The sequence below is a fragment of the Paraburkholderia phosphatilytica genome (assembly GCF_003443895.1).
In the GTDB taxonomy this organism is placed as follows: domain Bacteria; phylum Pseudomonadota; class Gammaproteobacteria; order Burkholderiales; family Burkholderiaceae; genus Paraburkholderia; species Paraburkholderia phosphatilytica.
Map to the genome: position 1 here is coordinate 101,520 of NZ_QQOA01000012.1, position 19,545 is coordinate 121,064.

Annotated in this window: 13 protein-coding genes; 8 read left to right on the top strand and 5 right to left on the bottom strand. The window is 66.9% G+C overall.

The features are described 5' to 3' along the window. Positions 1 to 38 precede the first annotated feature (38 nt). The 4 genes from DVS29_RS15390 to DVS29_RS15405 form a co-directional block, all read right to left on the bottom strand. The gene (locus DVS29_RS15390) at positions 39 to 1,217 is read right to left on the bottom strand and encodes an acetyl-CoA C-acyltransferase (protein ID WP_118181326.1); all 1,179 of its coding nucleotides are present in this window, start codon (positions 1,215 to 1,217) and stop codon (positions 39 to 41) included. Positions 1,218 to 1,302: 85 nt separating this feature from the next. Beyond that, the gene (gene pncA, locus DVS29_RS15395) at positions 1,303 to 1,929 is read right to left on the bottom strand and encodes a bifunctional nicotinamidase/pyrazinamidase (RefSeq protein ID WP_118181327.1); all 627 of its coding nucleotides are present in this window, start codon (positions 1,927 to 1,929) and stop codon (positions 1,303 to 1,305) included. Positions 1,930 to 1,998: 69 nt separating this feature from the next. Then, positions 1,999 to 4,083, bottom strand: coding sequence for a 3-hydroxyacyl-CoA dehydrogenase NAD-binding domain-containing protein (locus DVS29_RS15400; RefSeq protein WP_118181328.1), 2,085 nt, complete (start codon positions 4,081 to 4,083; stop codon positions 1,999 to 2,001). A 192-nt stretch (positions 4,084 to 4,275) separates the two neighbouring features. Next, the gene (locus DVS29_RS15405; protein WP_118181329.1) at positions 4,276 to 5,922 is read right to left on the bottom strand and encodes a 3-(methylthio)propionyl-CoA ligase; all 1,647 of its coding nucleotides are present in this window, start codon (positions 5,920 to 5,922) and stop codon (positions 4,276 to 4,278) included. Between the two features lie 153 nt (positions 5,923 to 6,075). Between DVS29_RS15405 and DVS29_RS15410 the strand changes: the two genes are divergently transcribed. The 5 genes from DVS29_RS15410 (at position 6,076) to DVS29_RS15430 (ending at position 10,016) form a co-directional block, all read left to right on the top strand. Then, positions 6,076 to 7,680: a protein adenylyltransferase SelO gene (locus DVS29_RS15410; protein ID WP_164707927.1), complete on the top strand. Its 1,605-nt coding sequence runs from the start codon at positions 6,076 to 6,078 to the stop codon at positions 7,678 to 7,680. A gap of 52 nt (positions 7,681 to 7,732) precedes the next feature. Continuing rightward, positions 7,733 to 8,152 (top strand): peptide-methionine (R)-S-oxide reductase MsrB, encoded by a 420-nt coding sequence (msrB, locus tag DVS29_RS15415; protein WP_118181331.1) that lies wholly within the window; start codon positions 7,733 to 7,735, stop codon positions 8,150 to 8,152. A gap of 185 nt (positions 8,153 to 8,337) precedes the next feature. Further along, on the top strand, positions 8,338 to 8,871 hold the full coding sequence (locus tag DVS29_RS15420) for a septation protein A (protein ID WP_118181332.1): 534 nt from the start codon (positions 8,338 to 8,340) through the stop codon (positions 8,869 to 8,871). A gap of 2 nt (positions 8,872 to 8,873) precedes the next feature. After that, positions 8,874 to 9,185, top strand: coding sequence for a BolA family protein (locus tag DVS29_RS15425; RefSeq protein ID WP_118181333.1), 312 nt, complete (start codon positions 8,874 to 8,876; stop codon positions 9,183 to 9,185). A 51-nt stretch (positions 9,186 to 9,236) separates the two neighbouring features. Next, positions 9,237 to 10,016, top strand: coding sequence for a peptidylprolyl isomerase (locus DVS29_RS15430; RefSeq protein WP_118181334.1), 780 nt, complete (start codon positions 9,237 to 9,239; stop codon positions 10,014 to 10,016). Positions 10,017 to 10,151: 135 nt separating this feature from the next. Here DVS29_RS15430 and purL read toward each other — a convergent pair whose 3' ends face one another. Then, positions 10,152 to 14,231 carry a phosphoribosylformylglycinamidine synthase gene (gene purL / locus DVS29_RS15435; RefSeq protein WP_118181335.1) on the bottom strand — a complete coding sequence of 1,360 codons (4,080 nt, stop codon included), beginning with the start codon at positions 14,229 to 14,231 and terminating at the stop codon, positions 10,152 to 10,154. A gap of 321 nt (positions 14,232 to 14,552) precedes the next feature. On the opposite strand from purL, the gene DVS29_RS15440 reads away from it, so the two are divergent. The 3 genes from DVS29_RS15440 (at position 14,553) to pgi (ending at position 19,529) form a co-directional block, all read left to right on the top strand. Then, on the top strand, positions 14,553 to 15,854 hold the full coding sequence (locus DVS29_RS15440; RefSeq protein WP_118181336.1) for an FAD-dependent oxidoreductase: 1,302 nt from the start codon (positions 14,553 to 14,555) through the stop codon (positions 15,852 to 15,854). A 72-nt stretch (positions 15,855 to 15,926) separates the two neighbouring features. Next, positions 15,927 to 17,588 (top strand): NAD(P)H-hydrate dehydratase, encoded by a 1,662-nt coding sequence (locus DVS29_RS15445; protein ID WP_420816111.1) that lies wholly within the window; start codon positions 15,927 to 15,929, stop codon positions 17,586 to 17,588. A 315-nt stretch (positions 17,589 to 17,903) separates the two neighbouring features. After that, on the top strand, positions 17,904 to 19,529 hold the full coding sequence (gene pgi, locus DVS29_RS15450; protein WP_118181337.1) for a glucose-6-phosphate isomerase: 1,626 nt from the start codon (positions 17,904 to 17,906) through the stop codon (positions 19,527 to 19,529). The last annotated feature ends 16 nt before the right edge of the window (positions 19,530 to 19,545 follow it).

A 19,545-nucleotide genomic window follows, 5' to 3' on the forward strand; every position in this document is an offset into this window, starting at 1 on the left:
CGGACAGCGTTAGCCATCCGGACGATGGTCGCACACCGTCACACGACTTCGAACAGCCCGGCGGCGCCCTGTCCGCCGCCGATGCACATCGTGACGACCACGAATTTCGCACCGCGCCGCTTGCCCTCGATCAACGCATGCCCCGTCAGCCGCGCGCCGGACACGCCGTACGGATGCCCAACCGCGATCGCACCGCCGCTCACGTTCAGGCGATCGTTCGGAATGCCGAGCTTGTCGCGGCAATAGAGCACCTGCACCGCGAACGCTTCGTTGAGCTCCCACAAATCGATGTCTTCGAGCTTCACGCCGGTCTGCCGCAACAGCTTCGGCACCGCGAACACCGGGCCGATACCCATCTCGTCGGGCTCGCAGCCGGCCACCGCGAAGCCGCGGAAAATGCCCAGCGGCTGCAACCCCTCGCGCTCCGCGACCGTCGCGTTCATCACGACGCACGCCGACGCGCCATCCGAAAACTGGCTCGCGTTGCCCGCCGTGATCACGCCGCCGGGCAGCGCGGTGCGGATCTTCGCAACGCCTTCGAGCGTCGTGTCGGGGCGAATGCCTTCGTCCGCCGCGATCGTCACTTCCTTCGTGAAGAGGCGCCCGCCCGATTTGTCCGCGACGCCCGCGAGCACGGTCATCGGCACGATCTCGGCCGCGAAGCGGCCTGCCTCCTGTGCCGCCGCGGCGCGCTGCTGCGACTGCACGCCGTATTCGTCCTGACGCTCCTTCGCGATCGAATAGCGCTTCGCGACGTTCTCGGCGGTCTGCAGCATCGACCAGTAGATCTCCGGCTTGTGCTGATCGAGCCAGCCTTCCTTCAGCATGTGCTGGTTCATCTCGTTCTGCACGCACGAGATCGACTCGACGCCGCCCGCGACGAACACGTCACCCTCGCCCGCGATCACGCGCTGCGCCGCGAGCGCGATCGTCTGCAGGCCCGACGAGCAGAAGCGGTTCACCGTCATGCCCGGCACGCTGACGGGCAGCCCGGCGCGCAGCGCGATCTGCCGCGCGATGTTCATGCCGGTCGCGCCCTCGGGATTCGCGCAACCCATGATGACGTCCTCGACGCGCGCCGGATCGAGCTTCGCGCGTTCGACGGCAGCCTGCACGACATGACCGCCGAGCGTCGCGCCGTGCGTCATGTTGAATGCACCGCGCCACGACTTCGCGAGCCCGGTACGGGCGGTCGATACGATTACGGCATCAGTCATGCCTGTCTCCTGCTTCGGTTGGTTCGGTGTTCGTAGTTCATGAAGGAACGCGTGGGCGCGCCGCGCCGGCGCGCGTTCCGTCACATCAGATCGCTATCCCGGCGGACTGCACACGCTCGACGCCCGCCGCCCGCAGATCGCGCCACGCAGCATCGAGCGAGCCGTTCAGATCGATCGCGCGGCACGCGTCCTCGATCAGCACGACCTCGAAGCCGGCTGCGCGCGCATCGAGCGCCGACCAGGCGACGCAGTAGTCCGTCGCGAGGCCGCAGCACCACACACGCTTCACGCCGTGCTCGCGCAGATAACCGGCGAGGCCCGTCGGCGTGCCGCGGTCGGCTTCGACGAACGCCGAGTAGCTGTCCACCTGCTCGTGATGTCCCTTGCGGATCAGCGCGCGCGCATGCGGCACGTCCAGATCGCGATGCAGCGCCGCGCCCTCGGTGCCCTGCACGCAGTGCACCGGCCACAGCACCTGTTCGCCATACGGCAGCGCGATCGTCTCGAACGGCTGCCGTCCGGCATGATTCGCCGCGAACGACACATGCGAGGCCGGATGCCAGTCCTGCGTCAGCACGACGTGGCTGAAGTCGCGCGCGAGCCGGTTGATCACCGGCACCACTTCGTTGCCGTGCGCGACGGCAAGCGCACCGCCGGGCATGAAATCGTTCTGCACGTCGATGACGAGCAGCACCTCGCTGACGTCTTTCATCGCATCACCTCGTGTACCGCGCGTCCGTTCGCATCGCGCGGATTGACCGGACGCCGCGCTGAGCTGTATTCAGCTATTGAAGCCGCGGCCCTGCGCGGCCAGTTCGGCGATCGTTTTCGCCGGCTGCCAGCCGTCGCCGTTCGCCTGCGACGCATAGCGGCGAATCGAACGCTCGACGTTGTAGAGCCCGACCGCATCCGCGTACAGCATCGGGCCGCCGCGCCACAGCGGGAAGCCGTAGCCCGTCAGATAGACCATGTCGATGTCCGACGGCTTCGATGCGATGCCTTCCTCGAGAATCTTCGCGCCTTCGTTGACGAGCGCGAACACCAGCCGCTCGACGATTTCCTCATCGGCGATCTTGCGGCGCGTCGCACCGACTTCGTTCGAATAGCCGACGATCATCTCGTCGACGAGCTTCGACGGATGCGCGGTGCGATCGCCCGGCTTGTAGTCGTACCAGCCGCCGCCGGTCTTCTGGCCAAAGCGGCCGGTTTCGCACAGGCGGTCCGCGATCTTCGAGTAGTGCAGATCCGGATGCTCCTGATAGCGGCGCTTGCGGATCGCCCAGCCGATGTCGTTGCCGGCGAGATCGCTCATCCTGAACGGGCCCATCGCGAAGCCGAATTTTTCGATCGCGCGGTCCACCTGCTGCGGCAGCGCGCCTTCCTCGAGCATGAACAGCGCCTGACGGATGTACTGTTCGACCATCCGGTTGCCGATGAAGCCGTCGCACACGCCCGACACCACCGCGGTCTTCCTGATCTTCTTCGCGAGCTTCATCACGGTGGCGAGCACGTCTTTCGACGTCTCGCTGCCGCGCACCACTTCCAGCAGCTTCATCACGTTCGCCGGGCTGAAGAAGTGCATGCCGACGACGTCCTGCGGACGCTTCGTGAACGCGGCGATGCGGTTCAGGTCGAGCGTCGACGTGTTCGATGCGAGGATCGCGCCGGGCTTCGCCACTTCGTCGAGCTTTTTGAACACCTGTTCCTTCACGCCGAGTTCCTCGAACACCGCTTCGACGATCAGGTCGGCGTCGTTCAGATCGTCGTACGACAGCGTCGGGCGGATCAGCGCCATGCGCCCGTCGAGCGCTTCCTGCGTGAGCTTGCCTTTTTTCAGCGTGTTTTCGTAGTTCTTGCGGATCGTCGCGAGGCCGCGATCGAGCGCGTCCTGCTTCGTTTCGAGCAGCGTGACGGGCAGCCCCGCGTTGACGAAGTTCATCGCGATGCCGCCGCCCATCGTGCCCGCGCCGATCACAGCGACCTGGCGGATCTCTCGCGTCGGCGTATCGGACGGCACGTCGGGAATCTTGCTCGCGGCGCGTTCGCCGAAAAACGCGTGGCGCAGCGCGCGGCTCTCGGGCGTCTGCACGAGCGCGAGGAAGCATTCGCGCTCGAACGCGAGGCCTTTCTCGAAGCCCTGTTTGACACCCGCCTCCACCGCATCGATGCACTTGTGCGGCGCCGGAAACTGCTTCGCCATCGATGCGACGGTGTTGCGCGCGAACTGGATGAAGCCCGCCGCATTCGGATGCTCGATCTTGCGCTCGCGCAGCTTCGGATGCGGGCCCGCCTGTTCGCCGACCTTGCGCGCACAGGCGAGCGCGGCTTCCAGCAGGTCGCCGTCGGCCATCTCGTCGAAAAGGCCAGACTGAGCGAGCTGTTCCGACTTCACGGTGGCACCGGAGACGATCATGTTGAGCGCCGCCTCGAGACCGATCGCGCGCGGCAGACGCTGCGTGCCGCCCGCCCCCGGCAACAGGCCGAGCTTCACTTCGGGCAGCGCGATCTGCGCGCCGGGCGCGGCCACCCGGTAGTGCGCGCCGAGCGCGAGTTCGAGACCGCCGCCCATCGCGACGCTGTGGATCGCGGCGACGACCGGCTTCGCGCTGTTCTCGACGGCCTTGATGACCGTGCCGAGCATCGGCTCCTGCAGCGCTTTCGGCGTGTTGAATTCGGTGATGTCGGCGCCGCCGGAGAACGCCTTGCCGGCGCCGGTGAGCACGATTGCGCGAACGGACGGATCCTGCGCGGCGCGGTCGAGACCTTCGACGATGCCCTGGCGCGTCGAGTGACCGAGGCCGTTGACCGGCGGATTGTTCAGCGTGATGACGGCGACGCCGTCGCGGGTCGTGTAGTCGACTGCCATTCTGCCTGCCTCCATGCGCGTCGGCCGCGCGTTGCATGCGGTCGGATCATTGTCCGACATTCCCTGTCAGCAGGCAGAATACACGACAAAAGCACGATCGTTCAAATTTTTGCAGCAGTGCGTGCGAAGGCCGCTTCGGGGTCGGGTCGGGGTTGGGTCAGAGAACCCGCGCCGGCGGGCCTCACCGCCGTTTCAGGCTGCGCCTTCGACGGCTCCCGGCAGCTTGTGATCGCGGAACTGGTCGCGCAGCTTGAGCTTCTGCAGCTTGCCCGTCGCCGTGTGCGGCAGTTCGTCGACGAACGCGACGTCGTCGGGAATCCACCACTTCGCGACCTTGCCCTGGTAGAACGCGAGGAGTTCCTCGCGCGTGACGCTCGCGCCCTCCCGCAGCACGACCACCAGCAGCGGCCGTTCGGTCCATTTCGGATGCGCGCAGGCGATGCACGCCGCTTCAGCTACCGCGGGATGCGCGACCGCGACGTTCTCGACGTCGATCGAGCTGATCCATTCGCCGCCCGACTTGATCACATCCTTGCTGCGGTCGGTGATGTTCAGGAAGCCGTCCTGGTCGATCGTTGCGACGTCGCCGGTCGGAAACCAGCCGTCGACGAGCGGCGACGCATCGCTGCGAAAGTACCGGTCGATCACCCACGGACCGCGCACGTGCAGATCGCCGAACGCGACGCCGTCCCACGGCAGCTCGTGGCCGTCCTCGCCGACGATCTTCATGTCGACGCCGAACATCGCGCGGCCCTGCTTTTCGAGCAGCTTGCGTTGCGCTTCGGGTGGGCGCTGGGTCTGCTCGAAGTTGAGCTTCGACAGCGTGCCGAGCGGCGACATCTCGGTCATGCCCCACGCATGAATGACCTCGACGCCGTAGTCCTGCTGGAACGTGGCGAGCATCGCGGGCGGACACGCGGACCCGCCGATGATCGTGCGCTCGAGCGACGAGAACTTCGCGCCGATCTCCTTCACGTGCCGCAGCAGCCCCATCCACACGGTCGGCACGCCGGCCGAGAACGTGACGCGCTCGGCCTCCATCAGTTCGTACAGCGACTTGCCGTCGAGATCCTTGCCGGGCAGCACGAGCTTCGAGCCGGCCAGCGCCGACGCGTGCGGAATGCCCCACGCGTTGACGTGGAACATCGGCACGACGGGCAGCACAGAGTCGCGCGTCGACAGTCCCATCGCGTCGGGCATCGCCGCACCGAACGCGTGCAGCACCGACGAGCGGTGCGTGTAAAGCGCGCCTTTCGGATTGCCGGTGGTGCCGGACGTATAGCAGAGGTACGACGCGCTCAGCTCGTCGAGCACCGGCCAGTCGAACTCGCCATCCTGCGCGGCGAGCAGCGTTTCATACGACAGCACCGGCGTCTGCATCGCGGGCAGATGCGCTTCGTCCGTGAGCGCGATCCAGCCGCGCACCTTCGGGCACTGCGGCGCGAGCGCATCGACCAGCGCGGCGAAGGTCGTGTCGAACAGCACGTAGCTGTCGTCCGCATGACTGACGATGTACGCGATCTGGTCGCAGAAGAGGCGCGGATTGATCGTGTGGCACACGGCGCCGTAACCCGCCACGCCGTAGTAGGCCTCGACGTGCCGGTAGCCGTTCCACGCGAGCGTGGCGATCCGCTCGCCGCGTTGCACGCCGAGCGCCGCGAGCGCCTGCGCGAGCTGCTTCGCGCGCCGCTCGCAGTCCCGCCAGGTGTAGCGGTGCAGATCGCCCTCGATCCGCCGCGACACGATCCCGGCGTCGCCGTTGTAGCGCGCCGCGTGCGCGAGCAGCGCGGATACGTTGAGCGGCATGTCCATCATCTGCCCGAAGAGCGGCGTCGTCATGCGCGGTGTCTCCGTTGTTGTGTCCCGCACCGGATGCGGCGCCTGTGGCGCCGCTTCAGCCGGCCTCCCGCGGGGATCGCACCACGCCGGGGCGCCGGCCTGCGCCGCCGCGGGTGCGGACTTACAATATCGGTTAATCCAGAGGCGCTCAACATGTCGTTTTCCCGAAGCAATGCGGCGACGCTCGCCGCTTCTCCCGCCGACGAATCGCACGGGTCGGCTACCAGGATGGCCGCTACGATGGCTGAGGTATCAGCCGCGATCGACTCCCGCCGCGAAGGTTCATTCGGCTCGCTCGGCTCCGCGTTCATGACGCGGCTTCCCGCGGCACCGCTGCCTTCGCCGTACGTGGTCGGCTTTTCAAAGGACGCGGCGGCGATGCTGGGCTTCGCGCCATCGGTCGCCGACGACCCCGCTTTCGCGGACTACTTCGCGGGCAATCCCACGCCCGACTGGCCGCAGCCGTCGCTCCCGTACGCATCGGTCTATTCGGGCCACCAGTTCGGCGTCTGGGCCGGCCAGCTCGGCGACGGGCGCGCGCTCGGTCTCGGCGAAGTCGACCATGCGGGCATGCGCTACGAGCTGCAACTGAAGGGCGCGGGCCTTACGCCCTATTCGCGGATGGGCGATGGGCGCGCGGTGCTGCGCTCGTCGATTCGCGAATATCTGTGCTCGGAAGCGATGCATCACCTCGGCATTCCGACCACGCGCGCGCTCGCCGTGATCGGCTCCGACCAGCCGGTGCGCCGCGAGGAAATCGAAACGGCCGCTGTGGTCACGCGCGTGTCGACGAGCTTCGTGCGCTTCGGACACTTCGAGCATTTCTATTCGCAGGATCGCGTCGACGATCTGCGCACGCTCGCCGATCACGTGATCGACCGCTTCTATCCGCAGTGCAGGGAGCAGGACGACCCGTATCTCGCGTTGCTGGGCGAAGCGGTGCGGACCACCGCGGACCTGATGGTGGACTGGCAGGCGGTCGGCTTCTGTCACGGCGTGATGAATACGGACAACATGTCGATCCTCGGCCTCACGATCGACTACGGCCCGTTCGGCTTCATCGACGGCTTCGACGCGAACCACATCTGCAACCACTCCGATTCGCAGGGCCGCTATTCGTACCGGCGCCAGCCGCAGGTCGGCTACTGGAACCTGTTCTGCCTCGCGCAGGCGCTGCTGCCGCTGCTTGGCGCGCAGTACGGCGAAGCGAAGCGCAACGAACGCGCGATCGAAGACGCGCAGCGCGTGCTCGAAGGCTTCAAGGCGCGCTTCGCCCCGGGGCTCGAAGCGCGAACGCGCGCGAAGCTCGGCCTCGAACTGGAGCGCGACGGCGACGACCAGCTCGTCAACGCGCTGTTCGAAGTCATGCACAAGAACCGCGCGGATTTCACGCTGACGTTCCGCCATCTCGCGAAGCTGTCGAAGCACGACGCGAGCGGCGACGCGCCCGCGCGCGACCTGTTTCTCGATCGCGCCGCGTTCGACGCCTGGGCGAACGACTACCGCCGTCGGCTGTCCGAAGAACCGCGCGACGACGCCGCGCGCGCGGTTGCAATGAACCGGATCAACCCCAGATTCGTGCTGCGCAATCACCTGGCCGAAACAGCGATCCGCCACGCGCGCGAGAAGGACTTCACGGAACTCGAACGTCTCGCCGCGGTGCTGCGCCATCCGTTCGACGAACAGCCGGAACACGACGCCTACGCGGGCCTGCCGCCTGACTGGGCAAGCTCGCTGGAAGTGAGCTGTTCGTCGTGACGCCAACTTCACTCATCAGTCAACGCCACGAGCCTTCGATCAGGACAACACCATGAGCCACGACGATCACGATACCGACGCCTACCCTGTGCAGAAAGACGACGCCGAATGGCGCAAGCAGCTCTCCGAGATGGAGTACGAAGTGACGCGCCACGCGGCCACCGAGCGCGCGTTCACCGGCCGCTACTGGGACCACTGGGACCGCGGTGTCTATCACTGCGTCGCGTGCGGCACGCCGCTCTTCGAATCGGACACGAAGTTCGACGCCGGCTGCGGCTGGCCCAGCTACTTCAAGCCGCTCAACGGCGAGGTGATTCAGGAGAAGACCGACCGCACGCACGGCATGCTGCGCATCGAGGTGCGCTGCAAACAGTGCGGCTCGCACCTCGGCCACGTGTTCGAAGACGGCCCGGCGCCGACGGGCCTCAGGTACTGCATCAACTCGGCTGCGCTACAATTCGAGCCCAAGTGACGTAACCCGGACCCGCGCCGGGCTGCGCGCCGACGGTGAACGCCGGGCTCGTGCCCGGCGCGCGAACACCGCCGGCCTCACGACGCGGGCGCCGCGCCCTGTCCTTCTGCGCCTGTCCAGCACGCATCGTCTGCGTGTTTTTTGCGCGCTTTTTTGCGCGTTTTTTGCGAGCCCCCGGCCAGACAATGAAATTTCTGTTCGATCTGTTCCCGATCATTCTGTTCTTCGTCGCGTTCAAGGTGTGGGGCATCTTCACCGCGACCGCCGTCGCGATCGTCGCGACGCTCGTGCAGATCGCGTGGGTCGCGTTCCGCCACCGCAAGGTGGACCCGATGCTGTGGGTGAGCCTCGGCGTCGTGACGGTGTTCGGCGGCGCGACGCTCGTGCTGCACAACGACACGTTCATCAAGTGGAAACCCACCGTGCTCTACTGGGTCTTCTCGGTCGCGCTGCTGGCTTCGCAACTCGGCTTCGGCAAGAACCTGATCGAAGCGATGATGGGCAAGCAGGTCACGCTGCCGCACCGCGTGTGGAACCAGTTGAATCTCGTGTGGGCCGTGTTCTTCGTGCTGCTCGGTCTCCTGAACCTGTATGTGGCCTTCCACTACTCGCTCGATGCGTGGGTCAACTTCAAGCTGTTCGGCGCGACGGGTTGCCTCATCGTGTTCATTCTCGGGCAGAGCCTGTGGCTCGCGAAGTATATGAAGGAAGAAGAGTGACGATGAGCGATGCTTTCCTCAACGCGTCGCCCGAAGCGCGCATTGTGATGATCGATGCGCGGCTGCGCGCGGCGCTCGAACCGGTCGCGGTTCTCGAGATTCGCGACGACAGCGCACAGCACGCGGGCCATGCCGGAGCGGCCGCCGGCGGCCACTTCAGCGTGACGATCGTGGCGCCGGCGTTCGCGGGCAAGCCGCGGGTCGCCCGCCACCGGCTGGTGTATGATGCGCTGGCCGACGCAATGCAGCGCGGCATCCATGCACTGGCGATCACGGCTTACACGCCCGAAGAATTCGCTGCGTTGCGCCCTTAGGTGCTCTCAGGTGCGCGTCAAATCCCGTTTTTGCCCCGTCAGGAAAACTTCATGATTCTGAATAAAACCCGTCTTTGGGTCGCGACGGCTGCGTTCGCGGCCGCGCCAGCGTTCGCACAGAATATCGCCGTCGTGAACGGCACGCCGATCCCGAAGTCGCGTGTCGATGCGCTCGTCAGCCAGCTCGTCAAGCAGGGTCAGCAGGATTCGCCGCAACTGCAGGCAGCGGTGCGTGAAGAGCTGATCAACCGCGAGATCCTGATGCAGGAAGCGGCCCGCCGCGGCCTGCCGACGCGTCCGGACATCAAGGCGCAGATCGCCGTCGCCGACCAGACCGTCGTGCTGCGCGCGCTGATCGAAGACGTGATGAAGAACGAGCAGCCCACCGACGCCGAGGTGAAAGCCCGCTACGACCAGCTCGTGAAGCAGGCGGGCGGCAAGGAATATCACCTGCACCACATCCTCGTCGACAACGAGCAGCAGGCGAAGGACCTGATCGCGAAGATCAAGGGCGGCGCGAGCTTCGAAGACCTCGCGAAGCAGTACTCGAAGGACCCGGGTTCCGCGAAGAATGGCGGCGACCTCGACTGGTCGGATCCGAAGGCCTACGTGCCGGAATTCGCCACGGCCGCCGAGCATCTGCAGAAAGGCCAGATGACCGACACGCCGGTGCATACGCAGTTCGGCTGGCACATCATCCGTCTCGACGACGTCCGCGACGTCACGCCGCCGCCGCTCGATTCGGTGAAGCCGCAGATCGTGCAGCAGATCCAGCAGGAAAAGCTGCAGGCATTCGAAGAGAATCTGCGCAAGCAGGCGAAGATCCAGTAACGCGCGCGGGCGCACGTAGCCGCCCGCGGTATCTCGCCAGATCTTGCACGCAGCAAAAAGCCGCCCTCGGGCGGCTTTTTGTTTTTGATGCCCAGGCGGCGCTGCGTCGGGACGCAGCGCCCAGCTCAACTCACCTCAACCCAGCCAGCGGCGCGCGTTCTGGAACACACGGATCCACGGGCTCGCCTCGCCCCAGCCTTCCGGATGCCAGCTCATCTGCACCGTGCGATGTACGCGCTCCATGTGCGGCATCAGTACCGTGAAGCGGCCATCGGCGGTGGTGACCGACGTAATGCCGTTCGGCGATCCGTTCGGGTTGAACGGATACTGCTCGGTCGGCAGGCCGCGATGGTCGACGTAGCGCATCGCCACCGCCGCCTTCGCGGCGTCGCCCTGCTGCGAGAAATCTGCAAAGCCTTCGCCGTGCGCGATCGCGACCGGAATGCGCGAGCCTTCCATGCCTGCGAAGAAGATGGACGGCGAGCTTTGCACTTCGACCAGCGAGAAACGCGCCTCGAACTTCTCCGACTTGTTGCGCGTGAACTTCGGCCACGCGTCGGCGCCCGGAATCAGCGACGCGAGCGAGCTCATCATCTGGCAGCCATTGCAGATGCCGAGCGCGAACGTGTCGCCACGGCCGAAGAACGCCGCGAACATGTCGGCCAGCTGCGGATTGAAGCGGATCGTCTTCGCCCAGCCTTCGCCCGCGCCGAGCACGTCGCCATACGAGAAGCCGCCGCATGCGACGGCGCCCGTGAAGTCCGCGAGTGTCGCGCGGCCCGCAAGCAGGTCGCTCATGTGGACATCGTGCGCATCGAAGCCCGCGCGGTCGAATGCGTACGCCGTTTCGAGGTGCGAGTTCACGCCCTGCTCGCGCAGGATCGCGACGCGTGGGCGCGCGCCCTTGCCGATGAACGGAGCCGCGACGTCTTGCGAGAGATCGAAGCTCAGATGCGTGCTGATGCCCGGATCCGCGGCATCGAGCAGCGTGTCGTGCTCGGCATCCGCGCAGGCCGGATTGTCGCGCAGACGCGCGATGCGCCAGCTCACGTCGTCCCACGCGCGATGCAGTTCGGCGCGCGGCGCGTCGAAAATCTTCTTCGCGTCGCGCCACACTTCGAGCGTGTCGAGTTCGTTCAGCTTGCCGATCACGTGTGAGCACGCGGACAAACCGTGTTCGCGCAGCACGCCGAGCACCGCGTCGCGATCCGCCGCGCGCACCTGCACCACCGCGCCGAGTTCTTCCGAGAACAGCGCGCGGATCGTGCGATCGTCGCGGCGGCCGCTCGTCTGCTTCGCCCAGTCTTTCGCGTCGCCGTAGTCGAACTCGTGGTTCTGGTCGAGTGTCAGCATGTCGACGTTCAGCGACACGCCGACGTGACCCGCGAACGCCATTTCCGCGACCGTCGCCCACAGGCCGCCGTCGGAGCGGTCGTGATACGCGAGCAGCCTGCCGTCCGCATTCAGCGCCTGGATCGCCGTGAAGAAGCGCTTCAGATCTTCCGCGTCGTCGACGTCGGGCACCGCATCGCCGACCTGCTGCGTGACCTGCGCGAGAATGCTGCCGCCCAGCCGGTTCTTGCCGCGGCCGAGATCGATCACCAGCAGCACCGTTTCGCCGACCTCCGCCGTGCGACGCAGTTGCGGCGTCAGATGGCGGCGCACGTCGTCGACCGGCGCGAACGCCGAGATGATCAGCGACACCGGCGCGACGACTTCCTTCGCGACGCCCGCGTCGCTCCACTTCGTGCGCATCGACAGCGAATCCTTGCCGACCGGAATGCCGATGCCGAGCGCCGGGCACAGTTCCATGCCGATCGCCTTCACGGTATCGAACAGCGCCGCGTCTTCGCCGGGGCTGCCGCACGCGGCCATCCAGTTCGCGGAGAGTTTCAGTTTATCCAGCGACGCGATCGGCGCGGCCGCGATGTTCGTGATCGCCTCGCCGACCGCCATGCGACCCGATGCGGGCGCATCGATCACCGCGAGCGGCGTGCGCTCGGCCATCGTCATCGCTTCGCCATGGAAGCCCGCGTAGTCCATCGTGGTGATCGCGCAGTCGGCCACCGGCACCTGCCACGGACCGACCATCTGGTCGCGCACGCTGGTGCCGCCCACCGAGCGGTCGCCGATCGTGATGAGGAACGACTTGCTCGCGACTGTCGGATGACGCAGCACGCTCGCCGCGACTTCGGACAGGTTGATGCCGGTCACGTCGACCGGACGAAGCTCGGTGGATTCGCGCTTCACGTCGCGATGCATGCGCGGCGCCTTGCCGAGCAGCACTTCCATCGGCATGTCGACGGGCTCGTGTTGGTCGCTTGCCTGCTTTTCAGTATCGATCAGCTGCAGTTGCCGTTCCGCCGTCGCCACGCCGACGACCGCGAACGGGCAACGCTCGCGCTCGCAGATCGCTTCGAACATCGGCAGATGCTCGGGCCCAATCGCGAGCACATAGCGCTCCTGTGCTTCGTTCGACCAGATCTCGCGCGGCGACAGACCGCTCTCTTCGAGCTGCACCTTGCGCAGTTCGAAACGCGCGCCCTTGTCCGCGCCGTCGACGAGTTCCGGGAACGCGTTCGACAGACCGCCCGCTCCGACGTCGTGGATGCTCAGGATCGGATTGCCGTCGCCCAGCTGCCAGCACGAGTTGATCACTTCCTGCGCACGCCGCTCGATTTCCGGGTTGCCGCGCTGCACGGAATCGAAGTCGAGTTCGGCCGTATTGGTGCCGGTGGCCATCGAACTCGCGGCTCCGCCGCCCATGCCGATCCGCATGCCGGGACCGCCGATCTGGATCAGCAGCGACCCTTCCGGCAGATCGTGCTTGTGCGTGTGCTGGTCCGAGATGTTGCCGATGCCGCCCGCGATCATGATCGGCTTGTGATAGCCGCGCACGCGGCCGCCGACGTTCTGCTCGTACACACGGAAGTAGCCGCCGAGATTCGGCCGGCCGAATTCGTTGTTGAATGCCGCGCCGCCGAGCGGCCCGTCGATCATGATCTGCAGCGGCGACGCGATGCGGTCCGGGCGGCCATAGGCGCCCGCCTGCTGTTCCGGATTGCGCTCCGCGACCGGCTGCAATGCGTCGCCCGCGTTTTCCCAGCGCTCCACGGCATCCGGCAGTTCGAGGTTCGACACCGTGAAGCCAGTGAGACCGGCCTTCGGACGCGCGCCGCGGCCCGTCGCGCCTTCGTCGCGGATTTCGCCGCCCGCGCCGGTCGCGGCGCCGGGGAATGGCGAGATCGCGGTGGGGTGGTTGTGCGTCTCCACCTTCATCAGCGTGTGCGTGAGTTCGGTGTGGCGGCCGTATTTTTCGGCCGGCGCGTTCGCCGCGTTGCCGGCATCGGCAGCGTTACGCGGGAACCAGCGCTCGGCCTGCGCGCCCCGCATGATCGCCGAGTTGTCCGAGTACGCGACGATGGTGCCCTGCGGATTCAGCTTCTCGGTGTTACGAATCATCTGGAACAGCGAGATGTCCTGCTTCTCGCCGTCGATCGTCCATTGCGCGTTGAAGATCTTGTGGCGGCAGTGCTCGCTGTTCGCCTGCGCGAACATCATCAGCTCGACGTCGGTCGGGTTGCGGTCGAGTTTCGTGAACGCATCGACGAGGTAGTCGATCTCGTCGTCGGCGAGCGCGAGGCCCAGTTCCGCATTGGCCTCTTCCAGAGCCTTGCGGCCGTGCTTCAGCACATCCACCGACTGCAGCGGCTTCGCCGGCAGTTCGTCGAACAGGTGCTGCGCCGCGTCGCGCGACGGCGCGACGCTCTCGGTCATGCGGTCGTGCAGCGCGGTCGCCACCGCCACGCGGGCCTCGTCGGACAAGAGCTTCTTGCCGCCGAGCAGACCCGTCTTCAGGATCACCGTGTACTCGACGCCGCGTTCGATGCGGCGCACCTGCGTGAGGCCGCAGTGATGCGCGATGTCGGTCGCCTTGCTCGCCCACGGCGAGACGGTGCCGAAGCGCGGCACCACGAGGAAGGTCTCCGCCGCGCCGCGCTCCTTGCCGGCGTCGAACGGTTCGCCGTAGTGCATCAGCGCGTCGATCTTCGCGCTGTCTTCAGCGGACAGCGGCGAGGCCGCTTTGACGAAATGCAGGAACTGGCCACGCACGCCGACGATATTCGCGTCGATACGTTGCAGCGTGTCGAGCAGGCGGGTTTGACGGAAGTCGGAGAGGGCCGAAGCGCCGGGGAAACACGAGAAGTGAGCCATGGACAGGACGTTGCGTCGATGTGCCGCGCTGAACGCACGGCGTGAGGCGTAGGGGAGTCCGCGATTATACCCCGGGAACGTGTCCCGGCGGCCACGCCGGCTCGGCCGCACGGCCTTTTCCGCGTGCCGGCCCCGTGTTGCGCGCCCGGCTCCGCATCGCCCGCCGGCCCGCTTTGACTGCTATCATTCGCCCTTTCACAGATCGGTGCGACGGCAATCGCCGCGCGCCGCATGCCACGCCAACGGGGGCGCGCACGGCATTTCGCATTCGGCCGGCAATCCACTTACGGCGAGTTTTACTCCGCAACAATCCGAATCAACATGGATGTCATCGTCATCGGCGGCGGGATCACCGGCGTCGCCACCGCCTACCAGCTTCGCGCGGCGGGTCATCGCGTCTGCGTGATCGAACGCCACGCCACAGTCGCTCAGGGCGCGACGTACGGGCATGGCGGCACGATCCTGCCAACCACGCTCGACGTCTGGTTCGGACCCACCTTCATGCAGCAGCGCCGCGCGGAACGCAGCGGTGTCGTCAGTGCTTACGGTTTCAACGCGGGCGCGCGGGATTTCGTCAAACGCATCGCGAAACTGCGCGAACCGAACGAGTTCGGTCATCAGTTCGATGCGCTGCGTCCGCTGATCGAGCGGTCGCGCGACGAGCTGGCCGAGATCGAGGCGCGCTTCGGCTTCGAGTTCGAACAGCGTAACGGCGTGCTCCAGTTGATCCGCAGCCAGGCCGAGTGGGACCTCGCGCGACCCGCGGTCGACCTGCTGCGCGTGCACGAGATTCCGCACCACATCCTGACCGCGGCCGAATGCTCGGCGCACGAGCACGCGGTGCCGGCCGACCCGCCGTTTGCCAGCGGCGTGCTGCTGGAGCACGAACGCGTGGGCAACTGCCCGCTCTTCACGAAGCTGCTGCGCCAGGCGCTCGATCTGCAGGATGGCGTGCAGTTCCTGCATGGCCGCGCGGTCACGGGCATTCGGGTCGACCCGCAGCGCGCGGCCGTCGAACTCGGTCCGCGTGACGGCGAAGCGGCGAACGCGCGCGAAGTCGACGTGATGCAGGCCGACGCGATCGTCGTCGCGGCCGGCGCGGGCAGCCTCGCGCTGCTCGACAAGGTGGGCGTGAAGCTGCCGTTTCATCCGCTGCGCATGCATACGCTCGTCGCGCCGATCGCGCATGAGGAGTGCGTGCCGCATTCGACGGTCGTCGACGCGGTGAAGCGCATCACGATCACGCGGATGAACCACCGGCTGCGCATCGCGGGCGGCGCGGTGCTGCAACCCGCGGACCAGACCGGCAAGCCGCTGCCGGAGAAGCTGACCGAGGAAGCGCTCGCGCTGCTCGGCGAGGCGGCGCGCGACTGGATCCCCGGCGCCGCGAAAATTTCGGCGGCGCTGCCGTGGGAAGGCGTCACGCTGCTGTCGCCGGACGGCTTGCCCGCGGTCGGCACGACGTCGCACAAGCGGCTCTTCGTCAACGTCGGGCATGGGCCGACCGGCTGGGGACTCGCGTGCGGCTCGGCGAAGGTCGTCGCGGATCTCGTCACCGGCGATTCCCCGGCCGTGCCGGAGCATACGCTCAAAGCGTTGCAGCCCGGGCGGTTCAAGCGCTAGACGCTTCGCCAGCGTCGCTCACCCGACGCGCCGTCGACGGGTATCATCGGCAGGACCCACGTCCACGCTCCCATGCTCGCGCAGGCGCCCTGGCGCCGCGCGAACCTGACCGCGAAGCCCGCCATGTGCCCCGACTCTCCTTCGTCCTCTTTGTCCCCTATCGCGCCGCGCTCCACGGCCAGTGAAGCGTCCACGCTCGTGAGCCCGCACGAACGCGCGTTGCCTCTCGTCACGGTGGCCGGTCTGCGCGAACTCGAACGCAACGCTGCCGCCGCGTTGCCGCCGAACACGCTGATGAGCCGCGCCGGCCACGCCGCCGCGCAGTTTCTGCTGGACGAGTCCGCGCACGACGGTTCGATCGATGCCCGCCATCCGGTCTGGCTCGCCGCGGGCCCTGGCAACAACGGCGGCGATGCGCTCGTCGTCGCGACGGTGCTCAGGCGCGCCGGCGTGCCGGTCGAAGTATGCATGCCGGTCGAAGTGAAACCGGACGACGCGCGCTGGGCGCTCGCCGAAGCGCGCGCGGCAGGCGTGCCGATTCAGACGGAAGCGCCGGCCACGTTCGACGGCTATGGCTGGCTCGTCGATGGCCTGTTCGGCATCGGCCTCGCGCGGCCGCTCGAAGGCGTGTTCGCGACGCTCGCGGGGCGCCTGTCGGAGCACGCGCGCAAGCATGGCCGTGTGCTCGCGCTCGATGTGCCGAGCGGGCTCGACAGCGACACCGGCAATGTCGTCGACGGGGGCGCGGCAGTGCGCGCAACGCACACGGTCACGTTCATCGCGGCGAAGCCCGGCCTCTTCACGGCGATGGGCCGCGATCTCGCCGGCGACGTGAGGGTCGCGCCGCTCGGCATCGACAGCAGCGCGCATGATCGCGTGCAGCTCAACGCGCCCGCGCTCTTCGCGCCGCATCTGCCGCCGCGCGATTTCTCGACCCACAAGGGCACCTTCGGCAGCCTCGCGGTGATCGGCGGCGACACCGGCATGTGCGGCGCGCCGATCCTCGCCGCGCGGGCGGCGCTCTTCATCGGCGCGGGCAAGGTGCACGTCGCGTTCATCGGCGCCGGCGCGCCGCCGTACGACGCGCCGCATCCGGAACTGATGCTGCACGCCGCCGACGAATTCGCGCTCGACACGATGGACGCGCTCGCGATCGGTTGCGGCATGGGTCATCGCGACACCGCGAAAGCGGTACTGCGCACCGCGCTCGCGCTCGATGTACCGAAGCTGGTCGACGCGGACGCGTTGAACCTGATCGCGAACGACCCGGCGCTGGCCGCGCTCGTCACCGCGCGCGGCCAGCAAGGCGACCCGTGCGTGCTGACCCCGCATCCGCTCGAAGCGGCGCGGCTTGCCGGCAGCGACGCGAAGACCGTGCAGCGCGACCGGCTCGAAGCGGCCCGCGCGCTCGCGGACAAATTCGCGAGCGTCGTCGTGCTGAAAGGCACGGGCACGGTGATTGCCTCCCCGGACGGCCGCTTCGCGATCAACCCGACCGGCAACGCGGGGCTGGCCACGGGCGGCACCGGCGACGTGCTCGGCGGACTGATCGGCGCGCTGCTCGCGCAGCGTCTGCCGCGCTACGAAGCCGCGCTCGCGGGCGTGTACCTGCACGGCCTCGCTGCCGATACGCTGTCCGCACAGGGCGACGGTCCTGCTGGCCTCACCGCCGGCGAGCTTGCACCGATGGTTCGCACGCTGCTGAACCGGTCGTTCTACAAGGCGCGCGCTTGAGGTGGCTTAAATGAGGTTGGTTAAATGAGGTCGCTTGAATGTGATCGCTTAAGGTCCGACGAACGGCTGCCCGCGTCATGTCACGCTTTGTCGCGCTTTGTTGATTTAAGGTCGCTATACTGGATGACTGCACCTCGACGCATCGCACCGCGCATTCTCACGCACGAGCCTTGCCGCACGACGTGCACGACATGATTCGCGCGCCGCAGTGCCTGTGCGCCGCGCTTCGCTGCACGTCATTGCTGTGCCCCGCTGTTTCCGCGGCAGCTGTGCTCCGCTGCGTTCCTTCCACGCCTCATCGTTAGACGAACGGTTATGACGCTCAACTCTTCGCTCCCCGCCTGGTCCTCGCTGCAGGCCCACTACGAACAGATCCGCGATGCGCGTCTGCGCGACTGGTTTGCCGCCGGCAACGACCCCGCTCCCACGCGCGCCGAACGCTTCACGCTCGAAGGCGCCGGCATCACGGCCGATTTCTCGAAGAACCGCATCACCGACGAAACGCTGAAGCTGCTCGTGCAGCTTGCCCGCGAAGCGCACGTCGAAAAGCGCCGCGACGCGATGTTCGCCGGCGAAATCGTCAACCCGACCGAAGGCCGCGCGGTGCTGCACACCGCGTTGCGCGCGAGCGCATCCAGCGCGCCGTTCCACAAGGAAGTGGCGGCCGAAAAGGCGAAGATGGCCGCGTTCGCCGACCAGGTCCGCAGCGGTGCGTGGACCGGCTACACTGGCAAGCGCATCAGGCACATCGTGAACATCGGCATCGGCGGCTCGGATCTGGGCCCGAAGATGGTCGTGCACGCGCTGAAGCACCTGTCGTCGCCGGAGCTCGACGCGCACTTCGTGTCGAATGTGGACGGCGCCGATCTGTATCGCGCGCTCCAGCATCTCGATCCTGAAGAAACGCTCGCGATCGTCGTGTCGAAGACCTTCACGACGCTCGAAACGATGACCAACGCGCGCTCGATGCGCGACTGGTTCACGCAGCGCGGCTGCCCGGAAAACCAGCTCGCGAAGCACTTCGTCGGCGTGTCGGCGAACCCGACGGAAGTCGTGAAGTTCGGCATCGCGAAAGAGAACGTGTTCGAAATGTGGGATTGGGTGGGCGGCCGCTACTCGCTGTGGTCGGCGGTCGGCCTGTCGATCATGATCTCGATCGGCCCGAAGCAGTTCGACGAACTGCTCGCCGGCGCCGAAGCGATGGACACGCACTTCCGCGAAGCGCCGCTCGAGCGCAACCTGCCGGTGCTGATGGGCATGATCGGCATCTGGTACCGCAACTTCTTCGGCTCGCAGAGCTATCTCGTCGCGCCGTATTCGGAAGCGCTGCATCTGCTGCCGTCGTATCTGCAGCAGCTCGAGATGGAGAGCAACGGCAAGCAGGCGCGGCTCGACGGCACCTTCGTCGATTACGCGACCTCCGCGATCACGTGGGGCGAGCCGGGCACCAACGGTCAGCACGCGTTCTTCCAGATGCTGCACCAGGGCCCGACGATCGTGCCGATCGATTTCATCGCGGTGCTGACGCCCGAGCATCCGCTTACCGATCACCACCCGAAGCTGCTCGCGAACTGCTTCGCGCAAAGCGAAGCGCTGATGCTCGGCCGCACCGAAGAGGAAGCGAAGAAGGTGGCCGGTCCCGACAAGCCGCAGCTCGTGCCGCACATCATGTTCCCCGGCAACCGGCCGACCACGACGCTGATGGTCGATGCGCTCACCGCGCGTTCGCTCGGCGCGCTGATCGCGCTCTACGAGCACAAGGTGCTGGTGCAGGGCACGGTGTGGAACATCAATTCGTTCGACCAGTGGGGCGTGGAGCTCGGCAAGATTCTCGGCAAGGTGGTCGAGGCCGATCTGACGTCGGAAACCGTCGACACGAAGAAGCACGATTCGTCGACGTCCGCGTTGATCGCGCGGGCGCGCGCGGCGTTGAAGAAGTAATCGCCTTTTTTTCACA

Coding starts and splice junctions, on each gene's coding strand:
- DVS29_RS15445 (WP_420816111.1), top strand. CDS start 15,927: ATGCTCGCGCAGGCGCCCTGGCGCCGCGCGAACCTGACCGCGAAGCCC.
- DVS29_RS15410 (WP_164707927.1), top strand. CDS start 6,076: ATGTCGTTTTCCCGAAGCAATGCGGCGACGCTCGCCGCTTCTCCCGCC.
- DVS29_RS15425 (WP_118181333.1), top strand. CDS start 8,874: ATGAGCGATGCTTTCCTCAACGCGTCGCCCGAAGCGCGCATTGTGATG.
- msrB (WP_118181331.1), top strand. CDS start 7,733: ATGAGCCACGACGATCACGATACCGACGCCTACCCTGTGCAGAAAGAC.
- DVS29_RS15390 (WP_118181326.1), bottom strand. CDS start 1,217: ATGACTGATGCCGTAATCGTATCGACCGCCCGTACCGGGCTCGCGAAG.
- purL (WP_118181335.1), bottom strand. CDS start 14,231: ATGGCTCACTTCTCGTGTTTCCCCGGCGCTTCGGCCCTCTCCGACTTC.
- DVS29_RS15420 (WP_118181332.1), top strand. CDS start 8,338: ATGAAATTTCTGTTCGATCTGTTCCCGATCATTCTGTTCTTCGTCGCG.
- DVS29_RS15440 (WP_118181336.1), top strand. CDS start 14,553: ATGGATGTCATCGTCATCGGCGGCGGGATCACCGGCGTCGCCACCGCC.
- pncA (WP_118181327.1), bottom strand. CDS start 1,929: ATGAAAGACGTCAGCGAGGTGCTGCTCGTCATCGACGTGCAGAACGAT.
- DVS29_RS15405 (WP_118181329.1), bottom strand. CDS start 5,922: ATGACGACGCCGCTCTTCGGGCAGATGATGGACATGCCGCTCAACGTA.
- pgi (WP_118181337.1), top strand. CDS start 17,904: ATGACGCTCAACTCTTCGCTCCCCGCCTGGTCCTCGCTGCAGGCCCAC.
- DVS29_RS15430 (WP_118181334.1), top strand. CDS start 9,237: ATGATTCTGAATAAAACCCGTCTTTGGGTCGCGACGGCTGCGTTCGCG.
- DVS29_RS15400 (WP_118181328.1), bottom strand. CDS start 4,083: ATGGCAGTCGACTACACGACCCGCGACGGCGTCGCCGTCATCACGCTG.